This is a genomic window from Methanosalsum zhilinae DSM 4017 (genome assembly GCF_000217995.1).
GTDB lineage: Archaea > Halobacteriota > Methanosarcinia > Methanosarcinales > Methanosarcinaceae > Methanosalsum > Methanosalsum zhilinae.
The window spans coordinates 1623789-1647666 of sequence record NC_015676.1 but is presented as its reverse complement, the minus strand read 5'-3'; the positions used below and the strand labels follow the sequence as shown (position 1 = coordinate 1647666).

Here is a 23878-nt window from a genome sequence, read left to right as displayed (position 1 = left end):
TATTAAGTCCTGTCAATTTCCTTAAATATGATTCTAAATTCTGTTCCATGTTCGGTGTTCATTTCAATGGTTCCATCGATCTGATCTACAAGAGTGTTCACAAGCTGCAATCCAAGAGAATCGCTTTCTTTGAAATTTATATTCAGGGGAAATCCTTTTCCATTGTCACCAACAATGAGAATGAATTCATTGTCTTCACTTTTAAGAATGATGGTGATCTCACCGTCATCACCCTCATCAAAGGCATGCTTTAAGGAGTTGGATACAAGTTCACTAACGATCATTCCCAGTGGAATAGAAGTATCTATACTGAGATAAACATTTTCTACATCTACATTAAGTCTTATTTTTTCTTTTCCTATATTATATGCTTCCAGTAAATAAACTGCAAGCTTATTGATATAATCAGTAAAATCGATACTTTTCATATCTTCGGACTTATATATCTCTTCATGAATTAGCGCCATTGAACGAACCCGGTTCTGGCTATTCTTAAAAGCTTCAACTACATCAGGATCGGTAAAATGCTCAGCTTCTAGGAACAACATGCTGGATATGACCTGAAGATTATTTTTTACCCGGTGGTGTATCTCTTTTTTTCTAATGGTTTCAATATTCAAAAGGGCATCTTCAGCTTTTTTTCTATCTGTTATATCCAGGATTATTCCCTGAAGATGAGTGACATTTCCCTGACCATCGGTTCTCAGTAATGTTCTTTCGTCAACCCACCTGATATCGCCCTCTTTGGTTATGATTCTATATTCAGAAGTAAAATATTTTGGTCTTTTAGATGAACATCTATTTCTGTAATTTCTATCAAAGTTACAGGTAGTAATATGATCTGAAATCAATTGATCTATGTCCTTTTCCACTCTTTCAATATCATCCGGATGAATTATATCCCCATACAGCAGTTTGCCTGAAGTAAATTCTTCTACTGTATAACCAAATTGTGTAATATTCTCGGATACAACTTCCACAGGCCATTTTTTTTCAATTTTCCACAAAAATACAACTACCTGACTGCTATTGATAACAACCCTCATTTCCTGCATTGTTTCATTTGATTTCTTCAATTCAGCAGAATAATTTTCCAGAGTTGTCAGAATTTCGTTAAGGCCCACAGGGATCTCTTTAAAGTCCACTGCAACATCAGTATCAGCTCTTGAACCAAGCTTGCCTCTTGAAACTTCAGAAGATACTCTTTTAAAACTGTTAACGATTTCATTGATAGGTCTGTTTATCGAAAGGGCGATCATATATCCCATTGTTCCCATAAATACAATGGCTAGGGCTGATATGACTATGAGCTTATCCCTCAATGCCATAACATCAGCAAGCATCTCATCCTTTGGTATTGATAATATAAATGAAAAATTACCCACTTCCACAGGCTCGTAGAATATTATGGAATTTTTACCGGTGATCGGGTCTATAGCCTCTATGTGACCCGCTTTTCCATGACCGATGTCATCCATCATTGTAAATATTGGATCCAGGTGGAATTCATCAAGGGTCATGTGACCTATATTTTCCTTATCCTGTGGATGTGAAAGCAGGATTCCTCCATCACTTGCAACCATTGCATAACCATTATCAAGTATCTGGATATTGCATACTGATTCATCTATATAGTCAAGTGATACGTCCACTCCAGCTATACCCTTAAATTCATCATCTATAATAATTGGAGATACAAAACTTACTATCAATGCACCCTGATAAAGATATGGCTCGGTTACGATATCCGATTTTAATTGTTTTGGAAGTTGGTAATAATCTTCAACATCATAGTCTACCAGAGGTTCAACATCCACATCTCCTCCTATCCTGTTCCAGAATGGAATAAATCTTCCGGTTTCATCATGCCCTTCAGCATTTATATATTCTGAATCCCGTCCGTCAAAGGCATCAGGTTCATAACCTACATAGACTCCAATCAAACCCGGATTTGTTTCAATTACATTTTTCAATATATTATTTATTTCAGTCCTGTTTCCGGATTCGTAGTTTTCTAGACTTCTGGCCAGTGTGTTTGGTATTGCCATATTTTCACGCATATCAGCATTGAACTGATTTGCATAATTCTGTGAAATATCAACTGATCTCTGGTACTCTATATCGATTTTTTGGGATGTGACGACTGAAATGATAACTGCTGTAGATGATGCCATAATAAAGGTGACAGCAACAGCTATGTAGAGAATCATTTTCAACTTAAGTGGAGCATCATCCCATTTCATGAAAAACAAACATCCATCTTTATTTCAGATCATAGATTTTATTATTCTACTCTTTCAGATAGATCTCTATAATAAGAAAAAAGATCGTTTCCCCATCTTATTGAAGAATTATCAAAACCTATTACGTCTCTATGATCATAGTTACCATTTTTTTCAAACAGACTCAGCAAAAAAGCATTATTTGAAACTACGATTCCTGGAATCTGGAGATCGCTTCTGTTCATCAAAATTTCGGTATTTTTTGAATCAAGTAGAATATTTAGTTTATTCTCACAGTCCTGCTGTAATCTTTCAAAAACCGGTTCTTTAAATATCAGACATATCCGGGCTTTTTCGGATACCATCTTACAATACAGATCAATATACTCGGGATGGAAAAACGGACACAGGGCATTGATGTATTTACATTCAGAAATTTTATCAAGAAAAGATTCGTCGAGTTCAAATATTCTGTCAAGAGGTGGTTCAAGTAACCTGCAATTGCCAAGTTCACCCATTCTGTCCATCAAACCCGGTGGAATGGGATCAAAATCACGAGATTTCCAGTACTGATAATCACACTCGAACATATCAAGTATCTTGAGGAGAGGGTGCATGTTTTCAGTTAGGATTTTTCCAACATAGCTTAGTCTGTAATGATTGTTATCCTGAATTATGAGTTGTTCTTCTTTAAGTTTTTTCATCGGAGATATGAGTGGTCTCCACGTGCATCCAAATTCATTTTTAATTTCATCGGCGCTTTTTGGACCCTCTAAAAGTAATGTCAGTATTTTTTTTCTTTTATCCGAAAGCCATATTATATCGCTTAATGATGATTCCATTGTAAAATCCCCTCATAACCATAAATAAATGTGATTTCAACAGTTTTCGTATAAGTTCTCAATAAGTGCGATAATTGACCTGCATTATTACTTATGTAGTCGATGACATTGCAACCAAGGATATTATTTATCGATACGGTTCGCGCTGCTTTTGTAATGATCAAATAGATCTTCACCCCATCTTAATGCATCTGAATCAAAGCTCATAACGATCTTGTGGTCATATCGGCCGGTATGATCAAAAAAGGAAATGTATAAGAACCAATCAGTAACTGTTATTGTAGGTAGATTGATCTGCTCATCACAGACTAAAACCTCACAATTTTCGGATGCAAGTATTTTGTCCAGATATTCACTGTAGTCTTCTTTCATCCTGTTAAATACTGGCCGGGTAAACATAAGTGACAGCTGACTTCCGTTATCGATAATTTCTGAATAGATAGAAGGATATACTGGGTGAAAGTATGCTGCAAAGGACATAATGGATCTGGATTTTGGTATATTCTCTGTAAATTCTTTTGGAAGCTCAAAGAGATGGTTTATGTCCTGCTCAATAATAAAATAGTGTCCCAATTCTCCAATTCTTTTCAAAATATGTGGGGGAATTGAGCTAAGGTCCCTTTTGCACCAGTACTCTTTATTCTCTTCTATCACATTAAGAGAATCCAATAATGGCTGCATATTCTCTACAAGTAATTTTCCTGTATCTGTTAAAATGTAAAATTCTCCCTGCTGTTCAATCAGCTCCCAGTCCTTCAGTATTTTGATCTGAGGCATCATTGATCGGGAATTAACATTTAGAGCTGCTTTTATCTGATCAATATTTCTGGGACCTTCTGTTAATAGAAGTAAAAGATTTCGTCTTTTGTCAGAGATCCAGATAGCATCACTTAAAGCCAGTTTCATATTTTACACCCAGACCAGTTATCTAAAACTGAAACAATATTTGAGATTAGCTTAGCAGTCATTCATATTTAAATTTTCATTTTGTAGCTGATTATATCAACAGAGATGATTTTATCACTTCATAACAAATGAAGTCATTGGTACTTAAAGATACTTTTGGTTATGTGAATTATCGTAACACATGTAAAGTACTCTACCATATATTTAGTATAGATATAGTCGAATATATAAATATATTTGCTATGTACTTACTATGATAGCATATCTCTTGCTGTGCTAAAAGTCCCGATTATTTAAATTATACTACTATTTCTAAATATTACATTCAAATTATGCTATATATCAGAATTGTACAAACATAGAGCAAGAGAAACAAAATGTTTCTCAGTATCCATATTTCAAAAAAGGTGACAAAATGGGAAAACAGGAAATGTTAGATAAATTGAAAGACGCAATTGTTAATCAGGATATTGAAGGTGCAAAGAAGGGTGCTCAGGAAGCCCTTGACTCTGGCATAGGTCCTTTTGAAGCTATCAACTCCGGTCTTGCCGAGGGTATGAAGATTGTAGGAGATAAATTCGAAGCTGCTGAACTCTACCTTCCTCAGATCATGATGTCCTCCAAGGCCATGAACGCTGCCATGCAGATTTTGACTCCTGAGCTTGAGAAGGAAATGGAAGGAGAAGAAGGTGTAGGTCTTGCCATCACCTATGTCCAGGAAGGAGATATTCACGATATTGGTCACAGACTAGTTTCCACCATGCTTGGTGCAAACGGTTTTGAGATCCTGGATCTTGGTGTGGATGTAGCAAACGAGAATCTGATTGAAGAGGTTGCCAAGCACAAGGGTAAGAAGGTAATTCTAGTCGGTTCTGCTCTTATGACCACTTCCATGCTCAGCCAGAAAGAGACCATTGAAATGCTTGAAGATGAAGGTCTTCGTGACAAGGTCAAGGTAATGTTTGGCGGTGCCCCTGTCTCCCAGGAATGGATTGAGGAAATCGGTGCTGATGCAACTGCAGAAAACGCAGCTGAAGCTGCCCGAACTGCTCTTAAACTCATGAAATAAACCAGGAGGTAGTAGAACAATGACATTTACTAAATCATTTACATGCTATGACTTTTTTGACCGTGCAAAGAAAGGTGAGAAGATTACCCAGGATGACTGGGATCTTATGACAATTCCAATGAAGAGTGCAGAACTCAAGCAGAAGTACAAACTCGACTTTGGTAATGAATTTGTACCCACTGACATGGATATGGTTGACCGCCTTTTCAAAGCCGGTTTCGAGATGCTTCTTGAATGCGGTATTTTCTGTACCGATACTCACCGTGTAGTCAAGTATACTGAAGATGAAATCTGGGACGCCATCAACAACGTTCAGAAAGAATTTTCACTTGGCAGTGGCAGGGACCGGACATATGTCCGCAAAAGAGAGATTGGTGATAAGAGAAAACCCCATATTCAGGGTGGTCCCACCGGTGCTCCCGTCTCCGAGGATCTGTTCATACCAATCCACATGAGCTACGCCATGGAGAAAGAATGTGATACCATTGTCAACGGTGTCCTCAAATCCATTATGGGCAAATCCGCAATTCCTGGCAGTCCCTACGAAATTCTTGCTGCCAAGACCGAAGCCCGCCTTATCAAACAGGCCTGTGCTCTTGCCGGTCGACCCGGTATGGGCATATAGGGTCCTGAGACTTCACTGACTGCCCAGGGTAACATCGCTGCCGATGCACCTGGTGGCATGAACTCAAATGATAGTCATGAAGTCTCTCAGCTAAACGAACTCAAGATCGACCTTGACGCCATATCCGTCATTGCCCACTATAATGCCAACAGCGATATCATCATGGACGAGCAGATGCCTATCTTTGGTGGATATGCTGGCGGTGTAGAAGAAACTGCAATTGTGGACGTGGCAACTCACATTAACGCATTTGTAATGAGCAATGCAAGCTGGCACCTTGATGGTCCCGTGCATATTCGCTGGGGCTCCACCAATACCCGGGAAACGCTTGCTATTGCCGGATGGACTGCTGCTGCCGTTACCCAGAACACTGACATGATCAAGGGTAACCAGTACTATCCATGTGCAGGCCCAGCTACCGAGATGTGTCTTCTTGAAGCTGCCGCCCAGTCAATGACCGATACTGCTTCCGGTCGTGAGATCCTTTCCGGTGTCGCCTCTGCAAAGGGTGTTGCCGAGAATAAGACCACAGGTATGGAAGCCAGAATGATGGGTGAGACTGCCCGCGCTACTGCTGGTATGGATATCTCTGAGGTCAACAAGATCCTTGACAAGCTTGTAGGTCTCTATGAGAAGAACTACGATAAAGCCCCTGCCGGCAAGACCTTCAAGGAGTGCTACGATGTCAGGACCATTACTCCAACCGATGAGTACGTAAAGGTCTATGACGGAGCACGCAAGAAACTTGAGGAACTGGGACTGGTATTCTGAATGCGTTAAATTGAATTTTGATATCTATCAAAATTCAAAATATTTTATTTGTAAAGAAAGATGTAAATTAGGAGGTACTTAAAAATGAGTATGGAACTTATAGTTGTTTTACTTGCAGCTGCGTTTTTAACTGACTTCGTAGCCCTGATGCCTGTAGGAGCATTCCTGCTTGGCGTTGGAGAAGATGCAAGACCAATATGGATTATATTACTTATTGGAGGTATTGTTCACTTCATTACTGGAATTCTGGTAATATTAGCATCGGATGCGGCTGCATTTGGTGAAACCGCTGCTCTTGTAGGTTATGCGATAATTGTCTTTGGATGGATATTTGTTGGTATAGCTTATATGTCCTATAGGGAATTCGAAGCTACAGGTGTGGGACATCTAGCACTGTTCAGTGCCGGTATATTCCTAGTCTATGCAATCGCAGATATTATGTTTGGATACCTTATATGGGCACTGATCATGCTAACCATTGTTGCAATTCTGCTTATAGTTGCAGCTATGGACTATGGAAAGATTTCCGGTAAAGTCTGTGGTGCATGCCTTATTCTCTTCTCTATAGAGGCATTCATAATAGGTCTTGGTCTGATTGTAGGATTTATCGCATACGGTGTTCCTGCAATACCAGCTCTGGGAATCTAAGTGTGCTTAGCTTGATTTAAAGTAGCTAACACAAAGAAGGCTGAACTAAAATCGGCTTTCTTACCTTTTTTATTTTTGATTTATATCAGGGTTATATCAATTTCATTTTTGTATAATTGTTTCAACAGATTAGTTCTTAAATCACAACCAGTGGTTAAAAATATATTTTATTATGCTGATGATAGTTATTTATCAGTGGATTCATCAGGAACTCAATTTGATATTTTTTTCTAAATTTTAGTTTTCTGTACATAACCATGTGTCTTTGCACAAAAATTTTCAACTGCTTAACATTTCTGGGTTGATTTTTTACTATCCTTAATATTAATTGGTACAATACTCCTATAAAAGTACCGTTACACATGTTTAGTAGCGTATTATGTAAAAAGTATCTAACTATCTGACACATACCTCAATACCCGATTTTTCAGCTCAAATCATACTATATACATTAGTTGTAAAAGCATATGTGATGAAAACTAACTGAATAGTTTTCTTCTATAAGTATAAATGAAAAAAAAAGGTGACAAAATGGGAAAACAGGAAATGTTAGATAAATTGAAAGACGCAATTGTTAATCAGGATATTGAAGGTGCAAAGAAGGGTGCCCAGGAAGCCCTTGACTCTGGCATAGGTCCTTTTGAAGCTATCAACTCTGGCCTTGCCGAGGGTATGAAGATCGTAGGAGATAAATTCGAAGCTGCTGAACTCTACCTTCCTCAGATCATGATGTCCTCCAAGGCCATGAACGCTGCCATGCAGATTCTGACTCCTGAGCTTGAGAAGGAAATGGAAGGAGAAGAAGGTGTAGGTCTTGCCATCACCTATGTCCAGGAAGGAGATATTCACGATATTGGTCACAGACTAGTTTCCACCATGCTTGGTGCAAACGGTTTTGAGATCCTGGATCTTGGTGTGGATGTAGCAAACGAGAATCTGATTGAAGAGGTTGCCAAGCACAAGGGTAAGAAGGTAATTCTAGTCGGTTCTGCTCTAATGACCACTTCCATGCTCAGCCAGAAAGAGACCATTGAAATGCTTGAAGATGAAGGTCTTCGTGACAAGGTCAAGGTAATGTTTGGCGGTGCCCCTGTCTCCCAGGAATGGATTGAGGAAATCGGTGCTGATGCAACTGCAGAAAACGCAGCTGAAGCTGCCCGAACTGCTCTTAAACTCATGAAATAAACCAGGAGGTAGTAGAACAATGACATTTACTAAATCATTTACATGCTATGACTTTTTTGACCGTGCAAAGAAAGGTGAGAAGATTACCCAGGATGACTGGGACCTTATGACAATTCCAATGAAGAGTGCTGAACTCAAGCAGAAATACAAACTCGACTTTGGTAATGAGTTTGTACCCACTGACATGGATATGGTTGACCGCCTTTTCAAAGCCGGTTTCGAGATGCTTCTTGAATGCGGTATTTTCTGTACCGATACTCACCGTGTAGTCAAATATACTGAAGATGAAATCTGGGACGCCATCAACAACGTTCAGAAAGAATTTTCACTTGGCAGTGGCAGGGACCGGACATATGTCCGCAAAAGAGAGATTGGTGATAAGAGAAAACCCCATATTCAGGGTGGTCCCACCGGTGCTCCCGTCTCCGAGGATCTGTTCATACCAATCCACATGAGCTACGCAATGGAGAAAGAATGTGATACCATTGTCAACGGTGTCCTCAAATCCATTATGGGCAAATCCGCAATTCCTGGCAGTCCCTACGAAATTCTTGCTGCCAAGACCGAAGCCCGCCTTATCAAACAGGCCTGTGCTCTTGCCGGTCGACCCGGTATGGGCATATAGGGTCCTGAGACTTCACTGACTGCCCAGGGTAACATCGCTGCCGATGCACCTGGTGGCATGAACTCAAATGATAGTCATGAAGTCTCTCAGCTAAACGAACTCAAGATCGACCTTGACGCCATATCCGTCATTGCCCACTATAATGCCAACAGCGATATCATCATGGACGAGCAGATGCCCATCTTTGGTGGATATGCTGGCGGTGTAGAAGAAACTGCAATTGTGGACGTGGCAACTCACATTAACGCATTTGTAATGAGCAATGCAAGCTGGCACCTTGATGGTCCCGTGCATATTCGCTGGGGTTCCACCAATACCCGGGAAACGCTTGCTATTGCCGGATGGACTGCTGCTGCCGTTACCCAGAACACTGACATGATCAAGGGTAACCAGTACTATCCATGTGCAGGCCCAGCTACCGAGATGTGTCTTCTTGAAGCTGCCGCCCAGTCAATGACCGATACTGCTTCCGGTCGTGAGATCCTTTCCGGTGTCGCCTCTGCAAAGGGTGTTGCCGAGAATAAGACCACAGGTATGGAAGCCAGAATGATGGGCCAGACTGCCCGCGCTACTGCCGGTATGGATATCTCTGAGGTCAACAAGATCCTTGACAAGCTTGTAGGTCTCTATGAGAAGAACTACGATAAAGCCCCTGCCGGCAAGACCTTCAAGGAGTGCTACGATGTCAGGACCATTACTCCAACCGATGAGTACGTAAAGGTCTATGACGGAGCACGCAAGAAACTTGAGGAACTGGGACTGGTATTCTGAATGCGGTAATAGGAGTACCTTACTGAGAATTTCGATCAGATCAGAATCAAATATAAGTTTGTTCCTGATCAAATATCGAAATTCTAAATATTTTTTATAAATAAAAGCAATGATCTGCTTTTGGTATCGATAATATGAATTAAATATACGGAGGGTTAAAATGGGAAATTCAATGTTTCGAGGAACATTATTACTTATCCTTGTAATGTGCCTTGTTAACCTGCTGGTTCCTGCTGTTTCAGCAGATCTGACAACACCAACAGGTCAGGAAGGCCTTACTGAAGATATGACTCATCTGGAAGATGAGTTACATAAATACCATAAGAACATGGATGTCTGGTTCATGTTAATGCTTGTGGCTTTCCTCATGCTTTTCATCAAGAAGTTCGAATGGGGAATATGTCTTGCCACATTGCTTGTTCTTGCTGGAAGCTTCATAACATATATGGCAATACAGCAGTTCGTATTTGGAGAACCATGGAGCCAGGATTTAATGATCCTGAGCATATTCTGTTCCATTACGGTTGTGATTGCGATCGGGGTGTTTTTGGGCACTGTCAAAATGTGGCAGTATTTCCTGGCAGGAATACTATTTGCTCCAGCCTGGATTGCAATAGATTGGTTTATGTTTGGATATCTTGAAGGTGTTGTTGATCCTGGAGGATCAATGCTTGTTCACATGGTAGCCGCCTACTGGGGCTGGGGTGTAATACTAGCACTCAGAGAAAAGAGAGCATTCAATGAACCCATGGATACGTCTACACATAGTATATCTTTTGTCTGGCTTGCATCCATGCTATTGTTTGTACTCTGGCCTTCGTTCGTAACTGCTCTCTTGCCTGCAGATCTTGTAAACTGGGGTATGTTCACAGCTTACATGGCAGGACTGGGATCAATAATTGCAGCATATTTTACATGCATGCTACTTCAGAAAAGGGTTGATCCGCTTGTTTATACATATGCACTGCTGGCAGGTCTGGTGGCTATAGGGTCTCCACTTATATCGGTTGATCCATGGACTGCACTGGGAATCGGTCTGGTTGCAGGTACAGTTTCAGTGTTCTGTTTTGTGAAACTACATCCATGGCTATGTGAAAAGGCAGGTGTACTGGATGTAATGGGTGTACACAACCTTCACGGTGTCCCTGGTATAGTGGGAGCTATATTCGGAGCGATTTTCGCTGCTGGAATGGTCAACATCATCAGTCTTGTAGGAGTTCTCATCCTCTCTCTTGTTACAGGAGCAATAACAGGTCTTATTCTGAAAGCTACAAGAGGAGATATGGATGAATCCTTGATGTTCAGTGATAATGCTGACTTCCTTGGATGGAAACCAGAACCAGTTGTAACTGAAGATGGTAAAGTGGTGGCACCAGCCAGCAGATCCGGTGAAAAAATACTGAATGAATAAAGATGCTGACATTAATCAGCATCTCCTTTTTTATTTTCAATCCGTTAACTTCAGCAGGTTCAGTTTATATACTTCAATACCGGCTGTTCTGCAGGCTGTGATCCTGCTTTTTTTGATATCTGCACAAACAATGCAGAGCTTTATGCTATCAAGAGGAATGTTATATTTTTGAGAATAGGGAATTTTAAATCGCTGAACCTGGGCAATGGCATTATCATTAGCTTCAATTTCGATTTCAACAAGTGTGTATTCATCCCGGGTATTTTTGAATACAGCATCTATTCTCCCTCCCTCTACTTCGACCTCAGTGTCCAGAAACATCAGATCATTGTCTATCAGATCAGGGTAGGATGTGATCATGCGGGATATATCCTCTTCTGTGATGCTCTCATCAATAATACATTCAGATGGAGCCTTTGCCATAAACATCTTTTTCAGGTGGGGGATAGGTTCTATTCTTTTTCCGTTCTTAACATGGGGAAATACATCAATGTTCTTTCCATTTTCAACTCTCACAATTACTGGAATATTATTCAATTTACCGGATCTGGATACTGGTAGCGGACCCTTGCCACTGCTGACTACTTTTATTCCTTCCCTGCGGCTTATTATTCGCAGGGATTCAAGGAGTTCTTCCTTTTGCTGAGAAGTCATGTGTTCGATATCAATCACATGATATTCGATATCATGTTTGTTCGAAATTTTTTCAAGAAGCTCTTCAAGTTGGTCTATACTTTCATCACAGTCATTTTTGGGCCTATAAAGAAAATATTTATGCATTAAACTTCACCCATACGTACCGTTCTTAGGAAAGAGGCTTTTAAATAGGTTTCGTATAAGTATTCCAGAAGTTGAATATTGAAAGGTCAAAAGAAATCAAAAATCTGGCCGCATTTCATGAAAAAAATAGATAGTTTATAACGGGATAGAGGGAGATACGCGGCCAGAGATATGCTAGATGTATTATATTGTCACTAAAGATGGACATTTAATCTAATCAGTTTCGTTCCCATTTTCTTTCAAATTGCTCAAACTGCTCATAGTATATAGAGCGTTCAAAGAGTCCTTCAAAGGTTTCATCCATTGTTTTCACCTCAATTCATTCTACAATTGAAAACTATATTAAAGCAAAGTAAGCGCGGTGAAAGTATTTATCAATCTGAAAACAATCTGAAAATCATGTTTTTTTGTTATACAATGCAGATGTGAGTGTTTTTTTTGAATTTAGTTCTGATTTTTGGATAAAAGGAAACTTTAAATAACTATTTTTGTTTATATAAGTTCATGAGTAATATTACAGGTCTAGAACTTTCGTCCAGAAAAATTGATTATCTTAAATATCTTTTTGGAAAAGAAGGAAGTATCAGGACCACCCAGATATCAAAGCAGCTCCAGGTAGATCCCTCGACTGCAACTAAGACATTGCAGGAACTCAATGCTGAAGGATACGTGGACCATATCCCCTATCGCGGTGTTAAATTGACCGATATTGGAAGGGAGTATGCAGAATTTTCCATACGCAGACATCGGATACTGAGTCTTATGCTGAGCCATTATGGAATAAAGGGGGAAGATGCATGCAGAGAAGTATCAAGGTTTGAAAGCAAAGTTTCAAAGGAGGCCATTGATCGTATTTGTAAATCAATGGGTCATCCAACAACAAGTATTTGCGGTTTGATCAGTCACAAAGAATGTGAAAACCACTCAGATAATAAGTGTTAACCAATTGTGCTGTATATGTCAGTATACTGGGCCGGGGGTCAAATCACCGAAAATATAACTTTTAATGATAAGGAAAAGAGAGAAAATACTCTCTCTGAAAATATCAATCTGCCTTTGGAGGGAACATTTTCTTTGCTGCCTCAACCAGATCCTCCAGCTGCTCTGCAGGAATACCTATTATCATTTCACTATCTTTTATCTGAGTGTATTTGCGGCTTCCACTACATCCTATGGTTACTCCTGCAGTTCCGTAAAGATAGGGCTGTGCAACACTGTCTGCACAAAGGCTTTGTATACCTGCGAAACTGGCATTGACTCTTCCTCCATGCTTGTAAAGCATGCTCTGTGAGATCTTCATTATTTTTTCAGGATTTGAAATGATTACAACCACATCAGGTTCCAGAGACGTTTTTTCAAGGGGTGCATATACAATTGATTTGATCGATTCAGGAGGAATAACCGGAATCTGCTGCATTGTACGTCTGGCTGCGTTGATGGTGTTGAATCTTTTAAGTTTATAGTAGAAATCTCCGGTCTCAAGAGATTGAGACATGGCACATAGCCCAATAGCAGCCGCGCCACCCTTGCATTTGTGGTCATCTACAAAGGTATAAAATGATATGCCTTCACGTCTCACATTATCTATCATCTGACAGTGGCGTGAAGGATCTTCCAGTCTCTGGATTCCCTCAGGTACATCATGCGTTGATGGAATGAGGGATATCGATACAGGTGATGTGTCCAGATTAAATATATCTATCAGCTCACGTCCCATCTTGTTCATTTTATCAATATCCATTATTATATCTCCAGACTGATTATTTCTGCCGCCAGGTCTCCAACCTGATCAAACGACTATTCTAACTAAATAAATATGAATGCTTAAAATATAGATATGTTGCTGTTATCCGGTAGTAAGAAATTCAGGAAAAATTAAAAGGGCACTTAATAATGGTCTTAGTTCAGGACCTGAGTGTTAACTTCTCCTGGGTAAAAAAGTATAATCACTGTTAATATAAAAAACAGATAAATCTACTGTTCATGTCCTGCAATTTCCTTTATCCTTTCAAGCACTTTCAATGCATCTTTTCTTTTAATATCCACTTCATTGTTAATACAGAATTCAAGTAGATCCTCTGCAAGATCTGCAGATATAATCTCCTCGTCTGCTGCTTTTCTCATAATCCCCATATAGCTGCGATATGTATAATGCATTTGTTTTCCTATCTGAATAAGAATCTCTTTGATAGAATCATCGATAATCTGTTTTTCACAGGCATGCAGGAGGGTCTGTCTGATATTGACCATCGGGGAAGAGACTGCTTCATAGGTATCAGGGTTTGTTGCTACAGCAACCTCATCGTCTGCGTCAAGTACTCCATTACGGTACCATTCATATATCTTACCAGTACCGATCATACCATACGTATCCAGTTCTGAAGCCCTCAGAGCACCCATACTTGCACCTCCTATGACAATAACACCATTACGAATTGCTTTTATGATCTCACGGTGAGCAACTGCAGTTCTGTTAAAGAAAGTTCCGTCTATGATACCGATAATATTGTATCCTGCCTTTACGGATCTTTCAACATCACATCTCTGCACTGGTGGCATGTAAACCGCTTCCAGTATTTCACCTGCATCTGAATGGGATATACTGGTTCCTGTAAATACAACAATCTTTGGGCTATTGTCATTCATTTTCGTCTCTGTCTCCATGGACGCTCTTCTCTGGAAAGGCGGCGTTTCTTACCGGTTTTCATCCTTTTTCCAACTCTTTCCCGATCCAGGGTATATTGTTCAAAGCCAGGAATTATTACCCTGACAACAGGTACATTGATGCTTTTTCTTGATAGATCTGTTATTACTATGCTATCTGTAAGTCCCTCCAATTCTTTGACCAATGTATATATATTGTCTGCAGGGGAATTTCCTGAAAGATCCTGAATATCTTCAGTTGTTATAGTATCTCCGTCTACATACCAGTATTTGTTCATGCGCTTGATACGTTCATAACCGATCTGGCGAACAAACCTTTCTCTATCTGTATCTTCACGGGCACCATGTATTTGAACCAGCCTTGACTGTGCAGCTTCTGAAAGTGCTCTCCTAATTGCAATTTCTGGCTTAAGATGGGAGCCTGCACCCATTACAAGCATTGCAGGATCTTTCAGATGAACATCATCTGTTGCTGCTACAACTGTTGGAATGCCTGTATCGTGTGGAAGTAACCATATTTTAATATCCACCCCTGCTTTATGGAACATCTGTATAAGTTCATAATTTATCCCATCACCAGGAGTTAGTATAATCTCCTTTCCAGGATTTCTATTAAATTCAGCAATGCTTAGTGCATCCCTTTCTATAACTTCCAGAATTCCGTGAAGAACCGCTTCTTCTATTACATTTCCGGCCGCCAGTCCGTTAGTGTTACTTCTGAATAGTTTATGCGATCTGCCAGGTGGATTATATGGATGATATACTGCATTTGAAGGAACATAGCAATCCTGATCGTTTAATAGATCAAAACCCTGGGTCCATTCAATAAGATTTTCAGGATTAATTGGTTCAGGTAGAAGGAGATTTAATGGATCTAATGCTACCTTTTCCTGAACTACATTTTCATAGGTATCAATAAAGTTGATCAGGTCAGCATCATCCTGGATATTTGCGTTCTCAGACGCCCTTTCGGCAAGGCAGCGCTCAAAACTTTCCATCATTGCAGATATCCGGGCTTGATTATGAGTAAAACCTTTACCAGAATAAATGGAGATCGCACCACTGGCAGCACCTGGACGTATCGCAGAGTATACCGGGATACCTATTCGATCAAGATCGGTTATATTTGCGATTCTTGTAACTCCAATCCTTTTTAAGTCCTTCTCTATAATTTCAAGCGTTCTTTTTTCATCAAACACTCTCTGGGTACCGCTTGTGTATGTAAGAGATGGGTCTATGGTTATGTGAGACATAAATAGTGAAATGTTCTAATGCGTATTATTATTTTTCAAACCATAAAAGAATTAATCATCAGCTATCCAAAAGTTATAAATAGTTATGAAAACTTAATATATAGTTTACCGGCAGTGAGAGGGAAGGGGACTGACGGTTTATGTATAGAAATATTCTCCTCTGGAGAGAATTTGAAGAGATAGGAGGCAATAGATGATGATATGCACTATAAATAGATCTAAAAAAATCAGAGAAGATGCATGCAGCAATAAATGCAGCATCACCATTACAGTAACAAAACCGAAAGAATCCTCAATGAAAAAAGATGAACTTGAGGTTTACAGATTTGTTAATGGGGGAATGCAGGCTAAATAACCTGTATAATCTTTTTCAGAATTATCGTTGAATTTTGCACAAGCATGAATTGGCATGATATGTCGTATGGACAAATAAAAGACATTACCTTACTGCAAAGTTTTCCACAATCTATTTCTGTAAAAACCACATTGAAAAAATCATGTATGATGTGACTTCTATTCGAGAAGATTTTCCGGTTCTAAAAGATGTCATATACCTTGATAGTGCTGCCACCACCCAGACACCTGTTCAGGTTGTGGCAGCGATGAATGATTATTTCTATAGATTTGCAGGAAACTATGGCAGGGGAGCTCACCGTCTTGCCAGAGAAACAACCAATCATTATGAAGAGTCCCGGGAGAAGGTGGCATCATTTCTCAATGCAGATCATTCAAAGATCATATTTACAAAAAACACGACTGAAGGGATCAACATGGTTGCAAAAGGGATGGAATGGCATGCTGGTGACCATATAATAACAACTCTTATAGAGCACCATTCAAACTTTATTCCATGGCTTAATCTGAAGCGTTATGGTATTTTTGTTGATGTAATTGAGCCTGATAGCAGAGGTATCATTGATCCTGTCGATATAGAAGGAGCCATAAACGATAATACAAGATTGATAGCTATCAGCCATGTTTCAAATGTATTTGGATCAATTCAGGACATTGAATCAATAATCCGGATCGCACATAGAAATGATATTCAGGTGCTGGTTGACGGTGCCCAGTCAGCAGGGCATATGACAGTGGACCTTTCGGCTCTTAATTGTGATTTTTTTGCAACTTCTGGGCACAAGGGACTTCTTGGTCCTCAGGGAACAGGTGTTATGTACATAAAAGATCCTGATGATCTTGAACCCGTATATCTGGGAGGAGGAACTGTACACGGTGTTGGAATTGATTCTTTTGAACTGGAACCTTTCCCTGGCAGATTTGAAGCTGGAACTCCAAATATTCCTGGTGTGATCGGACTTGGAAGATCAATTGAATATATACAGGACATAGGGATTAAGAATATTGAAAAACATGAAAATGAACTTACAGAATATGCTATTTCAAGACTTTCAGAAATACCGATGGTGGAAATATACGGGCCTGATAACAGAGCTGGTGTGATTCCGTTTAGTATATCTGGCATGAACTCACATGATGTTGCAATGATCATGGATGAAACAAAACGTATCTGTGTCAGAAGTGGCTATCATTGTGCAATGCCTGCTATTGAGTTTTTGAAACTGGATGGGGCTGTGAGAGCATCATTTGGGCTATATAATACTGTAAAAGAGGTGGACATATTTGCAGATGCTGTAGGTCAGATCACATCTCTTGTATCATAAAATGAAGGTTAATTATGGAAATGGATGACCTCAGGAACATATTCCTGTATTCTGAAAGAGAAAAAAGAGTGCTGGAAAGTTTTGATATAGATACTTCTTATTTTATCCCCTTCCTATTCTCATTAAAAAATGGTGGTTCCTGGAGCTATTCTACAGATACGGCTTCCTCTGTCTCAGTTAAAAAGGTTACTACCGTTTACGATGATAAAAGAAAGGAAGGTTACACAGAAGAAGAGATATATCTGTTCATTGACCCTGAAATATGTAAAAGGGAAGGGAGTGTAACCAGGCTGGAGAAATGTGGACGCAAAGATCAAAGGGTAGCTGTAAAAAGGCCTTATCATATAGAGGTAACCGCTTCCCGTGTATTTCTTGCTACTGTCAATCCCTATAATAAGAAAATAATAATCAGGGAACTAATGCAGAATACTGTACAGTTTACTGGTTCTCCTGCTTATAATATGGATCATGAAATGGAGCATATATTACAAAAGGGCATCAAAGGAATTGAACTTTGGAATTTTGATTTTGTGACCGAAAAGTAATACTGGCTCTCGATAGTATGAATGTATATGGATTGTATATGAGTAAATATGAGGTAAAGGCAATTGAGCTAAATGTCTTTGGAATAATTATATTAGTGAGAATAAATGGACCAGAAAGAAATTGATGTATACGCAACCAGATTCAGTTCTCTTGATATCAAAAGAAATGGTTCTATATCTGCAGCAGAATATCTGGTTGCAAAGGAGTCTTCATTTGATCTGAAAGTGAACAATGTAAATATTGCGTCTCTTATTGCATCCCCGTCCCAGCTAAGAGAGCTGGGCGTTGGATATGTTGTCTGTGAAGGAATTGCTTCTTTTGATGAGATCACTGATATATCACTAAATGGAATGGAAATTGAAATTCAGGTTACCAGTGAAGACGATCTTGAACTATGGAAGGAACTTCGCTCATCAGGATGCATTGGTGTTAAATGGAACCTTAATGAAGAAATATCTGTTAATTCGAGTGAGATATTCACTCATGAAGCAATCTTCTCAGGACTGAACTATCTGGAATCTGATATATATCGCCTTACAAAAGGAACTCATCTTGCTGCATTGATAGATAGTAAAGGGAAGGTGGTTGCACAATCTGTGGATATTGGAAGACACAATGCGATAGATAAAGTAGTGGGTCATGCATTTATTAAAAACATTGACCTCTCAAAGGTCTATCTTTTCTCAACAGGGAGGCAATCTGCAGGAATGGTAATGAAAGCTTCTCGTGCAGGAATTCCTCTAATTGCCACAAAATCAGCACCTTTTGACAGTGGAATAGAAGCATCTGTTAGAACGGGTCTATGTCTTGTTGGCTTTGTTTCACAAAGTTGTATGAGTGTGTTTTCAAATGTTTACAGGATAGATCCTCGCAGCTATAATAGTAAAGAATTACATAATAAAAAAATTTATAATCAATCAGTGAATATAGATTCCTGCCAATCTGATAAATAGGAATTAGTATTCACTTGAGGAGCTACATTATATGGGTAAAGATATTCTTCTCTGGGACGAAACAATATTCAGGAATCCTGAAATACTTGAAATAGATCACATCCCGGAAAAATTTGCACACCGTGATACTCAGCTACAGTCACTGGGATACAGCCTGATGCCTGCTGCCAGAAATATCAGGCCGGTAAATTGCCTTTTGAGTGGGCCGCCGGGCACGGGTAAGACAACTGCTGCATTAAAGATATTTAATGAAATGAAGGAGCATACAAATAACATATTTTTTGTCAAGGTAAATTGCCAGATCGATTCCACCAGATTCGCAGTTGCATCAAGAATATTTAAAAATGTATTTCAGATATCTCCTCCAGCATCAGGTGTCTCTTTCAGGAAATTATTTGAAAAAATCATGGATAAACTTGTTCAGGATGAAAAAACACTAATTGTAGCCCTTGACGACATTAATTATCTTTTCTATGAAGGACATGCTGATCATCTGATGTATTCGCTTCTAAGAGCTCATGAGCAGTATCCTGGAGCCCGGATCGGGGTTGTTGTTATTATCAGTGAAACAGGAAAACTTTACCAGTTTGATCAGAAAGTAAGTTCGGTTTTTCTTCCGGAAGAAATCTATTTCCCAAGATACAATTTTGAAGAACTTCAGGATATAATTTCAAACAGAATTAACTATGCCTTTTTTGAGAATGTGGTATCTGATGAGGTAAGAGACCTCATTGTTCAATATGTTGATGACACAGGTGATCTTCGAATTGGAATCGATCTGCTCAAAAGAGCAGGTCTAAATGCTGAGAGAAGGGCAGATCGAAAAATTATTATTGAAGACGTGAAACAGGCCTATGAAAAATCCCGGCTTGTTCATCTTTGCAGAAATATCAGGTCACTTACATCTGAAGAGAAATTGTTACTTGGGATGGTATCACAAAAAGACCAAACTCCGGCTGGAGAGCTGTACAGTCTGTTCCATGAAAAGACCGGGCTTGGATATACTCGTTTCTATGAGATAATCAATAAACTGGATTCGCTTCAGTATGTTGATACGAATTTTTCAGGAAAAGGCAATCGTGGCAGAACAAGGTTCATCAGATCTCGCTACCCATCTGCAGATGTTTTAAAGTGTATTGAAAAATAGGTACTTTGATTCTTATTTTGAAATTGATCAATTTTGTCAATGAAAAATAGTGTTTGCAGGCCCACCGGGCCTGCCTTTCCATAGTTTTGATATTTGGGGGAATTTACATCATAGGGGGCATGCCGCCCATTCCTCCCATTCCACCCATGCCGCCCATTCCGCCGGCACCTTCAGGTGGTTCTGGAGCTTTGTTGGATGCGATTACATCATCAATTCTTAGAATCATTACAGCTGCTTCAGCTGCGGCATTTATTGCCTGTGTCTTGATTCTGAGAGGCTCGACAACTCCTCTTTCCCACATATCTACTACATCTCCGGTATATACATCCAGTCCTGCAGTGTTCTCTCCATTTTCATGATGGGAGCGAAGTTCTACAAGGGTGTCGATTGGGTCAAGTCCTGCATTCTCTGCAAGTGTTCTTGGAATCACTTCAAGTGCTTCTGCAAATGCCTTCACAGCCAGCTGCTCTCTTCCACTAAGGGATGATGCATAATCCTGCAGTTCAAGTGCAACCTGAACTTCTGGTGATCCGCCACCAGCTACAAGCTTTTCATCTTCAATTGCTACACCTACTACTCTCAGGGCATCGTTGAGTGCTCTTTCGACACTGTCGACAACATGTTCAGTACCTCCGCGAAGCAGGATGGAGACTGCCTTTGGATTATCGCAGCCTGTTACAAATATCATGTCATCTCCGCCAACCTTGCGCTCTTCAACAAAGTTTGCTGAACCAAGGTCTTTTTCAGAGATCTCATCAAGGTTGGTGATCAGACTTCCGCCGGTTGCTCGTGAAAGCTTTTCCATGTCACTCTTCTTAACTCTTCTTACTGCAAGAATACCTGCTTTTGCAAGGAAATGCTGGGCCATATCATCAATGCCCTTCTGGCAGAATACAACATTTGCACCGCTTCCGGTAATCTTTGAGACCAGATCCTTTAGCATCTTTTCTTCCTGGTCAAGGAAGGATTGTAGCTGATCAGGAGATGTTATTGAGATTTCTGCGTCAACTTCGGTCTCTTTAAGTTCGATTGCACTGTTTAATAATGCGATCTTTGCGTCCTGGACCTTCTTTGGCATGTTTGTGTGTACACGCTCTTTATCAATGATCATGCCTTCGATCATTTCAGAATCTTCAACACGGCCACCGACCTTTTTCTCTATTTTGATATTGTCCATGTCAACAGTTCTGGTGTCACCTTTTTCTGCAACACTTCTGACAGCATCTACTGCAATCTTGCCAAGGACTTCTTTATTTGCTTCAGCACCTTTTCCGGTCATTGCGGTACCTGCAATATTGATCAGCTGAGCCTCGTCTTCTGAGGTAATGCCTTTTGCGATAGTGTCCAGTATTTCACCTGATTTCTCAGCTGCCATTCTGAATCCAGATGCGATTATTGTTGGATGCACATCCTGGTTGATCATATCTTCCGCTTTCTTGAGAAGTTCACCTGCGATTACTGCAGCTGTTGTTGTTCCATCACCCACTTCATCATCCTGGGTTTTGGATACTTCAACGATCATCTTTGCTGCAGGATGTTCAATGTCCATTTCTTTGAGAATGGTTGCACCATCGTTTGTAATTACCACATCACCAAGTGAATCCACAAGCATTTTGTCCATACCTTTTGGACCAAGGGTTGTGCGTACTGCCTCAGCAACAGCTTTTGCAGCCATTATGTTATTGCTCTGTGCATCTCGTCCTCTTGTTCTTTTACTGCTCTCATTTAATATGAATATTGGTTGTCCACTCATTTGTCCTGCCATATTTCTTAAGCCTCCTATTGAATATAATTTAGATAATCCTGTTACAGGATGGTTTTCACATGTTTGTAGTTCTATATAAAACTAACGTTTTTTTTCTGGCTTTTTACTATCGATTTGGCTGTCAGATCCATATAAATCAGGAGCAAGATAATGAGGAGATTGAAATATATTTCAATATCAGAATCATCAAAGAAAAGATCAAATTTGAAAGACCTGTATTTTAGTAAAGCAGGTATGTATAAAAAATGTAATAATTTTAAAATGAGCTTTCGCTCACTTTACAAGTGCTTTAGCTGGCCTTTGTTTGAACCTTCTTTTTGAACCTGATGATGTATATCTCTGTGCAGGTGCAGTATGTGATTTTGATTGTGCAGCCTTTTTCACTTTAATGGTTCTTCCCTTTCGACCTTTTACTCTAACCCATTCAATGCTACCGGTTTTTCCCATAATCAATCCTCGCTATTTCTTGTTATTAGATTTGTTATTAGATATTTTACATATTATAAAATATTGTTTTTGCCATAATGATGCATGTCCTATAGTTAAATATTGCGATTGCATAAGTTCTGGTTGTACAGGTTTCTAACTGTTTTTGAAACATGACATTTATGTGCAGGGTCTGATAATTCTGGCATTTTGGTCAAAAAAGGAGGGAAACAGTGCGACAGGAGTCACATTTGTTTGGGATGGCTGAAAGCAAATAGAAACTTAAAATCAGTACCACAATTTGCCGCACTGCAACAGAAAGTATATAAAATGATGTATATAAAGTTTATTATAATTATGGATAATATATATGTATTCAGATTTAATTCATTTCGAAAAAAAACCATTCCAATTATGCAGCATTTGATAAATAAAATGATCATATATTCCTTAAAAATAATTAGCAGTAACAAAATAATAGTATTATTTCATTGTCAGCATATATGGAAGGGAATGAAGTGGAAGCAATTGCGATAAAAGCAACCAATCTTACTAAAAAATTTAATGGATTGGTTGCAGTTGATAACGTTACTCTCAGCATTAGTAAAGGTGAACTGTTTGGATTACTGGGTCCAAACGGAGCCGGAAAGACTACATTGATAGCTATGCTATCAACTATGCTCAGGCCGACATCAGGAACTGCCGAGTTATATGGTTATTTTATAGAAAAGGACCCTGTAAAGGTACGCCGATCAATTGGTGTTGTATTTCAGGACACAACACTGGATGAAAGGCTTACAGGGAGGGAAAATCTCGAACTTCATGGAAGGCTTTATGGTATGGACCGCCAGACCCGGCAAAGGCGAATCAAAGAATTGCTTGAGCTGGTAGAACTTGATGACAGGGCTGATGAAATCGTAAAGACATACTCTGGCGGCATGATGCGCAGACTTGAAATTGCGCGGGGTTTAATACACAGGCCTAAGATACTGTTTCTGGATGAACCTACACTGGGCCTGGATCCCCAGACACGCAACCACATATGGGATTATATAAAAAAATTGAATGCTGAAGAGGACGTGACAATGGTTCTGACCACTCATTACATGGAAGAGGCAGACAATTTATGTGAAAGGATCGCAATAATTGATAAAGGAAAAATAGTTTCCATGGGTTCTCCTGCAGAACTTAAATCAGAACTTGGAGGAGACATTATCACACTCACGGCAGCATCTGAAGACGTGGCAAGCGGACTTGCTGATCTTATTGATTATTGTAAAACACTTCCACAGGTGTCCTCTGTTTCTAAAGACGGATTAACTGTTATGATCACAGCTACTGAAGGGGAAAAGGCTATTCCTGAATTACTTGGCATGATATCCAAAAAATCGGACTTCAAGATTGAATCTGTAAGTCTGAGAAAACCCACACTTGATGATGTATTCCTGTATCATACAGGACGAAAGATGAGATCCAACGGGATGGATGATATGCAAAGGCTTCGGTATATGATGCGTACACGAAAAAGATGATTGGTTTTGGTTAAAAGTCAGGTGACAGACATATGTCAGACCATATTAAATCTATAGT

Annotated in this window: 20 protein-coding genes and 2 pseudogenes; 13 read left to right on the top strand and 9 right to left on the bottom strand. The window is 39.6% G+C overall.

Annotation, left to right across the window (positions count from 1 at the left end; genetic code table 11):
- Positions 1 to 2: 2 nt before the first annotated feature.
- The 3 genes from MZHIL_RS07690 to MZHIL_RS07680 form a co-directional block, all read right to left on the bottom strand.
- Positions 3 to 2243: a histidine kinase dimerization/phosphoacceptor domain -containing protein gene (locus MZHIL_RS07690; RefSeq protein ID WP_013898804.1), complete on the bottom strand. Its 2241-nt coding sequence runs from the start codon at positions 2241 to 2243 to the stop codon at positions 3 to 5.
- Between the two features lie 41 nt (positions 2244 to 2284).
- On the bottom strand, positions 2285 to 3064 hold the full coding sequence (locus MZHIL_RS07685) for a helix-turn-helix transcriptional regulator (RefSeq protein WP_013898803.1): 780 nt from the start codon (positions 3062 to 3064) through the stop codon (positions 2285 to 2287).
- A gap of 123 nt (positions 3065 to 3187) precedes the next feature.
- The gene (locus MZHIL_RS07680) at positions 3188 to 3970 is read right to left on the bottom strand and encodes a helix-turn-helix transcriptional regulator (protein ID WP_013898802.1); all 783 of its coding nucleotides are present in this window, start codon (positions 3968 to 3970) and stop codon (positions 3188 to 3190) included.
- 415 nt (positions 3971 to 4385) lie between these two features.
- Here MZHIL_RS07680 and MZHIL_RS07675 point away from each other — a divergent pair, with 415 nt between their 5' ends.
- From MZHIL_RS07675 to MZHIL_RS07635, 6 genes and pseudogenes are all read left to right on the top strand, one after another.
- Positions 4386 to 5039: a methyltransferase cognate corrinoid protein gene (locus MZHIL_RS07675; RefSeq protein WP_013898801.1), complete on the top strand. Its 654-nt coding sequence runs from the start codon at positions 4386 to 4388 to the stop codon at positions 5037 to 5039.
- A 19-nt stretch (positions 5040 to 5058) separates the two neighbouring features.
- Positions 5059 to 6435: pseudogene (locus MZHIL_RS10375) on the top strand (monomethylamine:corrinoid methyltransferase).
- Between the two features lie 84 nt (positions 6436 to 6519).
- A complete protein-coding gene (locus MZHIL_RS07660) occupies positions 6520 to 7083 on the top strand; it encodes a hypothetical protein (protein ID WP_013898800.1) in 564 nt (187 codons plus the stop codon).
- A 531-nt stretch (positions 7084 to 7614) separates the two neighbouring features.
- Positions 7615 to 8268, top strand: a complete 654-nt coding sequence (locus MZHIL_RS07650; protein WP_013898801.1) for a methyltransferase cognate corrinoid protein — start codon at positions 7615 to 7617, stop codon at positions 8266 to 8268.
- A gap of 19 nt (positions 8269 to 8287) precedes the next feature.
- A pseudogene (locus MZHIL_RS10370) lies at positions 8288 to 9664 on the top strand (monomethylamine:corrinoid methyltransferase).
- Positions 9665 to 9824: 160 nt separating this feature from the next.
- Complete coding sequence (locus MZHIL_RS07635; protein WP_013898797.1) at positions 9825 to 11075, top strand: ammonium transporter family protein; 1251 nt, start codon at positions 9825 to 9827, stop codon at positions 11073 to 11075.
- Between the two features lie 36 nt (positions 11076 to 11111).
- On the opposite strand, the gene MZHIL_RS07630 is transcribed toward MZHIL_RS07635, so the two are convergent.
- On the bottom strand, positions 11112 to 11855 hold the full coding sequence (locus tag MZHIL_RS07630; protein ID WP_013898796.1) for an endonuclease NucS domain-containing protein: 744 nt from the start codon (positions 11853 to 11855) through the stop codon (positions 11112 to 11114).
- 504 nt (positions 11856 to 12359) lie between these two features.
- Here MZHIL_RS07630 and MZHIL_RS07625 point away from each other — a divergent pair.
- Positions 12360 to 12797, top strand: coding sequence for a metal-dependent transcriptional regulator (locus MZHIL_RS07625; protein ID WP_013898795.1), 438 nt, complete (start codon positions 12360 to 12362; stop codon positions 12795 to 12797).
- Between the two features lie 103 nt (positions 12798 to 12900).
- On the opposite strand, the gene MZHIL_RS07620 is transcribed toward MZHIL_RS07625, so the two are convergent.
- The 3 genes from MZHIL_RS07620 to MZHIL_RS07610 form a co-directional block, all read right to left on the bottom strand.
- Positions 12901 to 13596 carry a DUF169 domain-containing protein gene (locus MZHIL_RS07620; RefSeq protein ID WP_013898794.1) on the bottom strand — a complete coding sequence of 232 codons (696 nt, stop codon included), beginning with the start codon at positions 13594 to 13596 and terminating at the stop codon, positions 12901 to 12903.
- A gap of 233 nt (positions 13597 to 13829) precedes the next feature.
- Positions 13830 to 14501, bottom strand: coding sequence for a TfuA-related McrA-glycine thioamidation protein (locus tag MZHIL_RS07615; RefSeq protein ID WP_013898793.1), 672 nt, complete (start codon positions 14499 to 14501; stop codon positions 13830 to 13832).
- A complete protein-coding gene (locus MZHIL_RS07610) occupies positions 14498 to 15772 on the bottom strand; it encodes a YcaO-related McrA-glycine thioamidation protein (protein ID WP_013898792.1) in 1275 nt (424 codons plus the stop codon). Before MZHIL_RS07610 ends, MZHIL_RS07615 begins: the two co-directional genes overlap by 4 nt.
- A gap of 193 nt (positions 15773 to 15965) precedes the next feature.
- On the opposite strand from MZHIL_RS07610, the gene MZHIL_RS10565 reads away from it, so the two are divergent.
- From MZHIL_RS10565 to MZHIL_RS07590, 5 genes are all read left to right on the top strand, one after another.
- Complete coding sequence (locus MZHIL_RS10565) at positions 15966 to 16127, top strand: hypothetical protein (protein ID WP_013898791.1); 162 nt, start codon at positions 15966 to 15968, stop codon at positions 16125 to 16127.
- A 142-nt stretch (positions 16128 to 16269) separates the two neighbouring features.
- Positions 16270 to 17451, top strand: coding sequence for a cysteine desulfurase (locus MZHIL_RS07605; RefSeq protein WP_013898790.1), 1182 nt, complete (start codon positions 16270 to 16272; stop codon positions 17449 to 17451).
- A 14-nt stretch (positions 17452 to 17465) separates the two neighbouring features.
- Complete coding sequence (locus MZHIL_RS07600) at positions 17466 to 17996, top strand: putative ATP-dependent zinc protease (protein ID WP_013898789.1); 531 nt, start codon at positions 17466 to 17468, stop codon at positions 17994 to 17996.
- A 105-nt stretch (positions 17997 to 18101) separates the two neighbouring features.
- Positions 18102 to 18950: a formate dehydrogenase accessory sulfurtransferase FdhD gene (gene fdhD / locus MZHIL_RS07595; protein ID WP_013898788.1), complete on the top strand. Its 849-nt coding sequence runs from the start codon at positions 18102 to 18104 to the stop codon at positions 18948 to 18950.
- Positions 18951 to 18981: 31 nt separating this feature from the next.
- Positions 18982 to 20097, top strand: coding sequence for an ORC1-type DNA replication protein (locus MZHIL_RS07590; RefSeq protein ID WP_013898787.1), 1116 nt, complete (start codon positions 18982 to 18984; stop codon positions 20095 to 20097).
- A 103-nt stretch (positions 20098 to 20200) separates the two neighbouring features.
- Here the strand turns inward: MZHIL_RS07590 and thsA are convergent, their stop codons facing one another.
- A complete protein-coding gene (gene thsA / locus MZHIL_RS07585; RefSeq protein WP_013898786.1) occupies positions 20201 to 21862 on the bottom strand; it encodes a thermosome subunit alpha in 1662 nt (553 codons plus the stop codon).
- A gap of 273 nt (positions 21863 to 22135) precedes the next feature.
- On the bottom strand, positions 22136 to 22309 hold the full coding sequence (locus MZHIL_RS10640) for a DUF5350 domain-containing protein (protein ID WP_013898784.1): 174 nt from the start codon (positions 22307 to 22309) through the stop codon (positions 22136 to 22138).
- A gap of 482 nt (positions 22310 to 22791) precedes the next feature.
- On the opposite strand from MZHIL_RS10640, the gene MZHIL_RS07575 reads away from it, so the two are divergent.
- Positions 22792 to 23820 carry an ATP-binding cassette domain-containing protein gene (locus tag MZHIL_RS07575; protein ID WP_013898783.1) on the top strand — a complete coding sequence of 343 codons (1029 nt, stop codon included), beginning with the start codon at positions 22792 to 22794 and terminating at the stop codon, positions 23818 to 23820.
- The last annotated feature ends 58 nt before the right edge of the window (positions 23821 to 23878 follow it).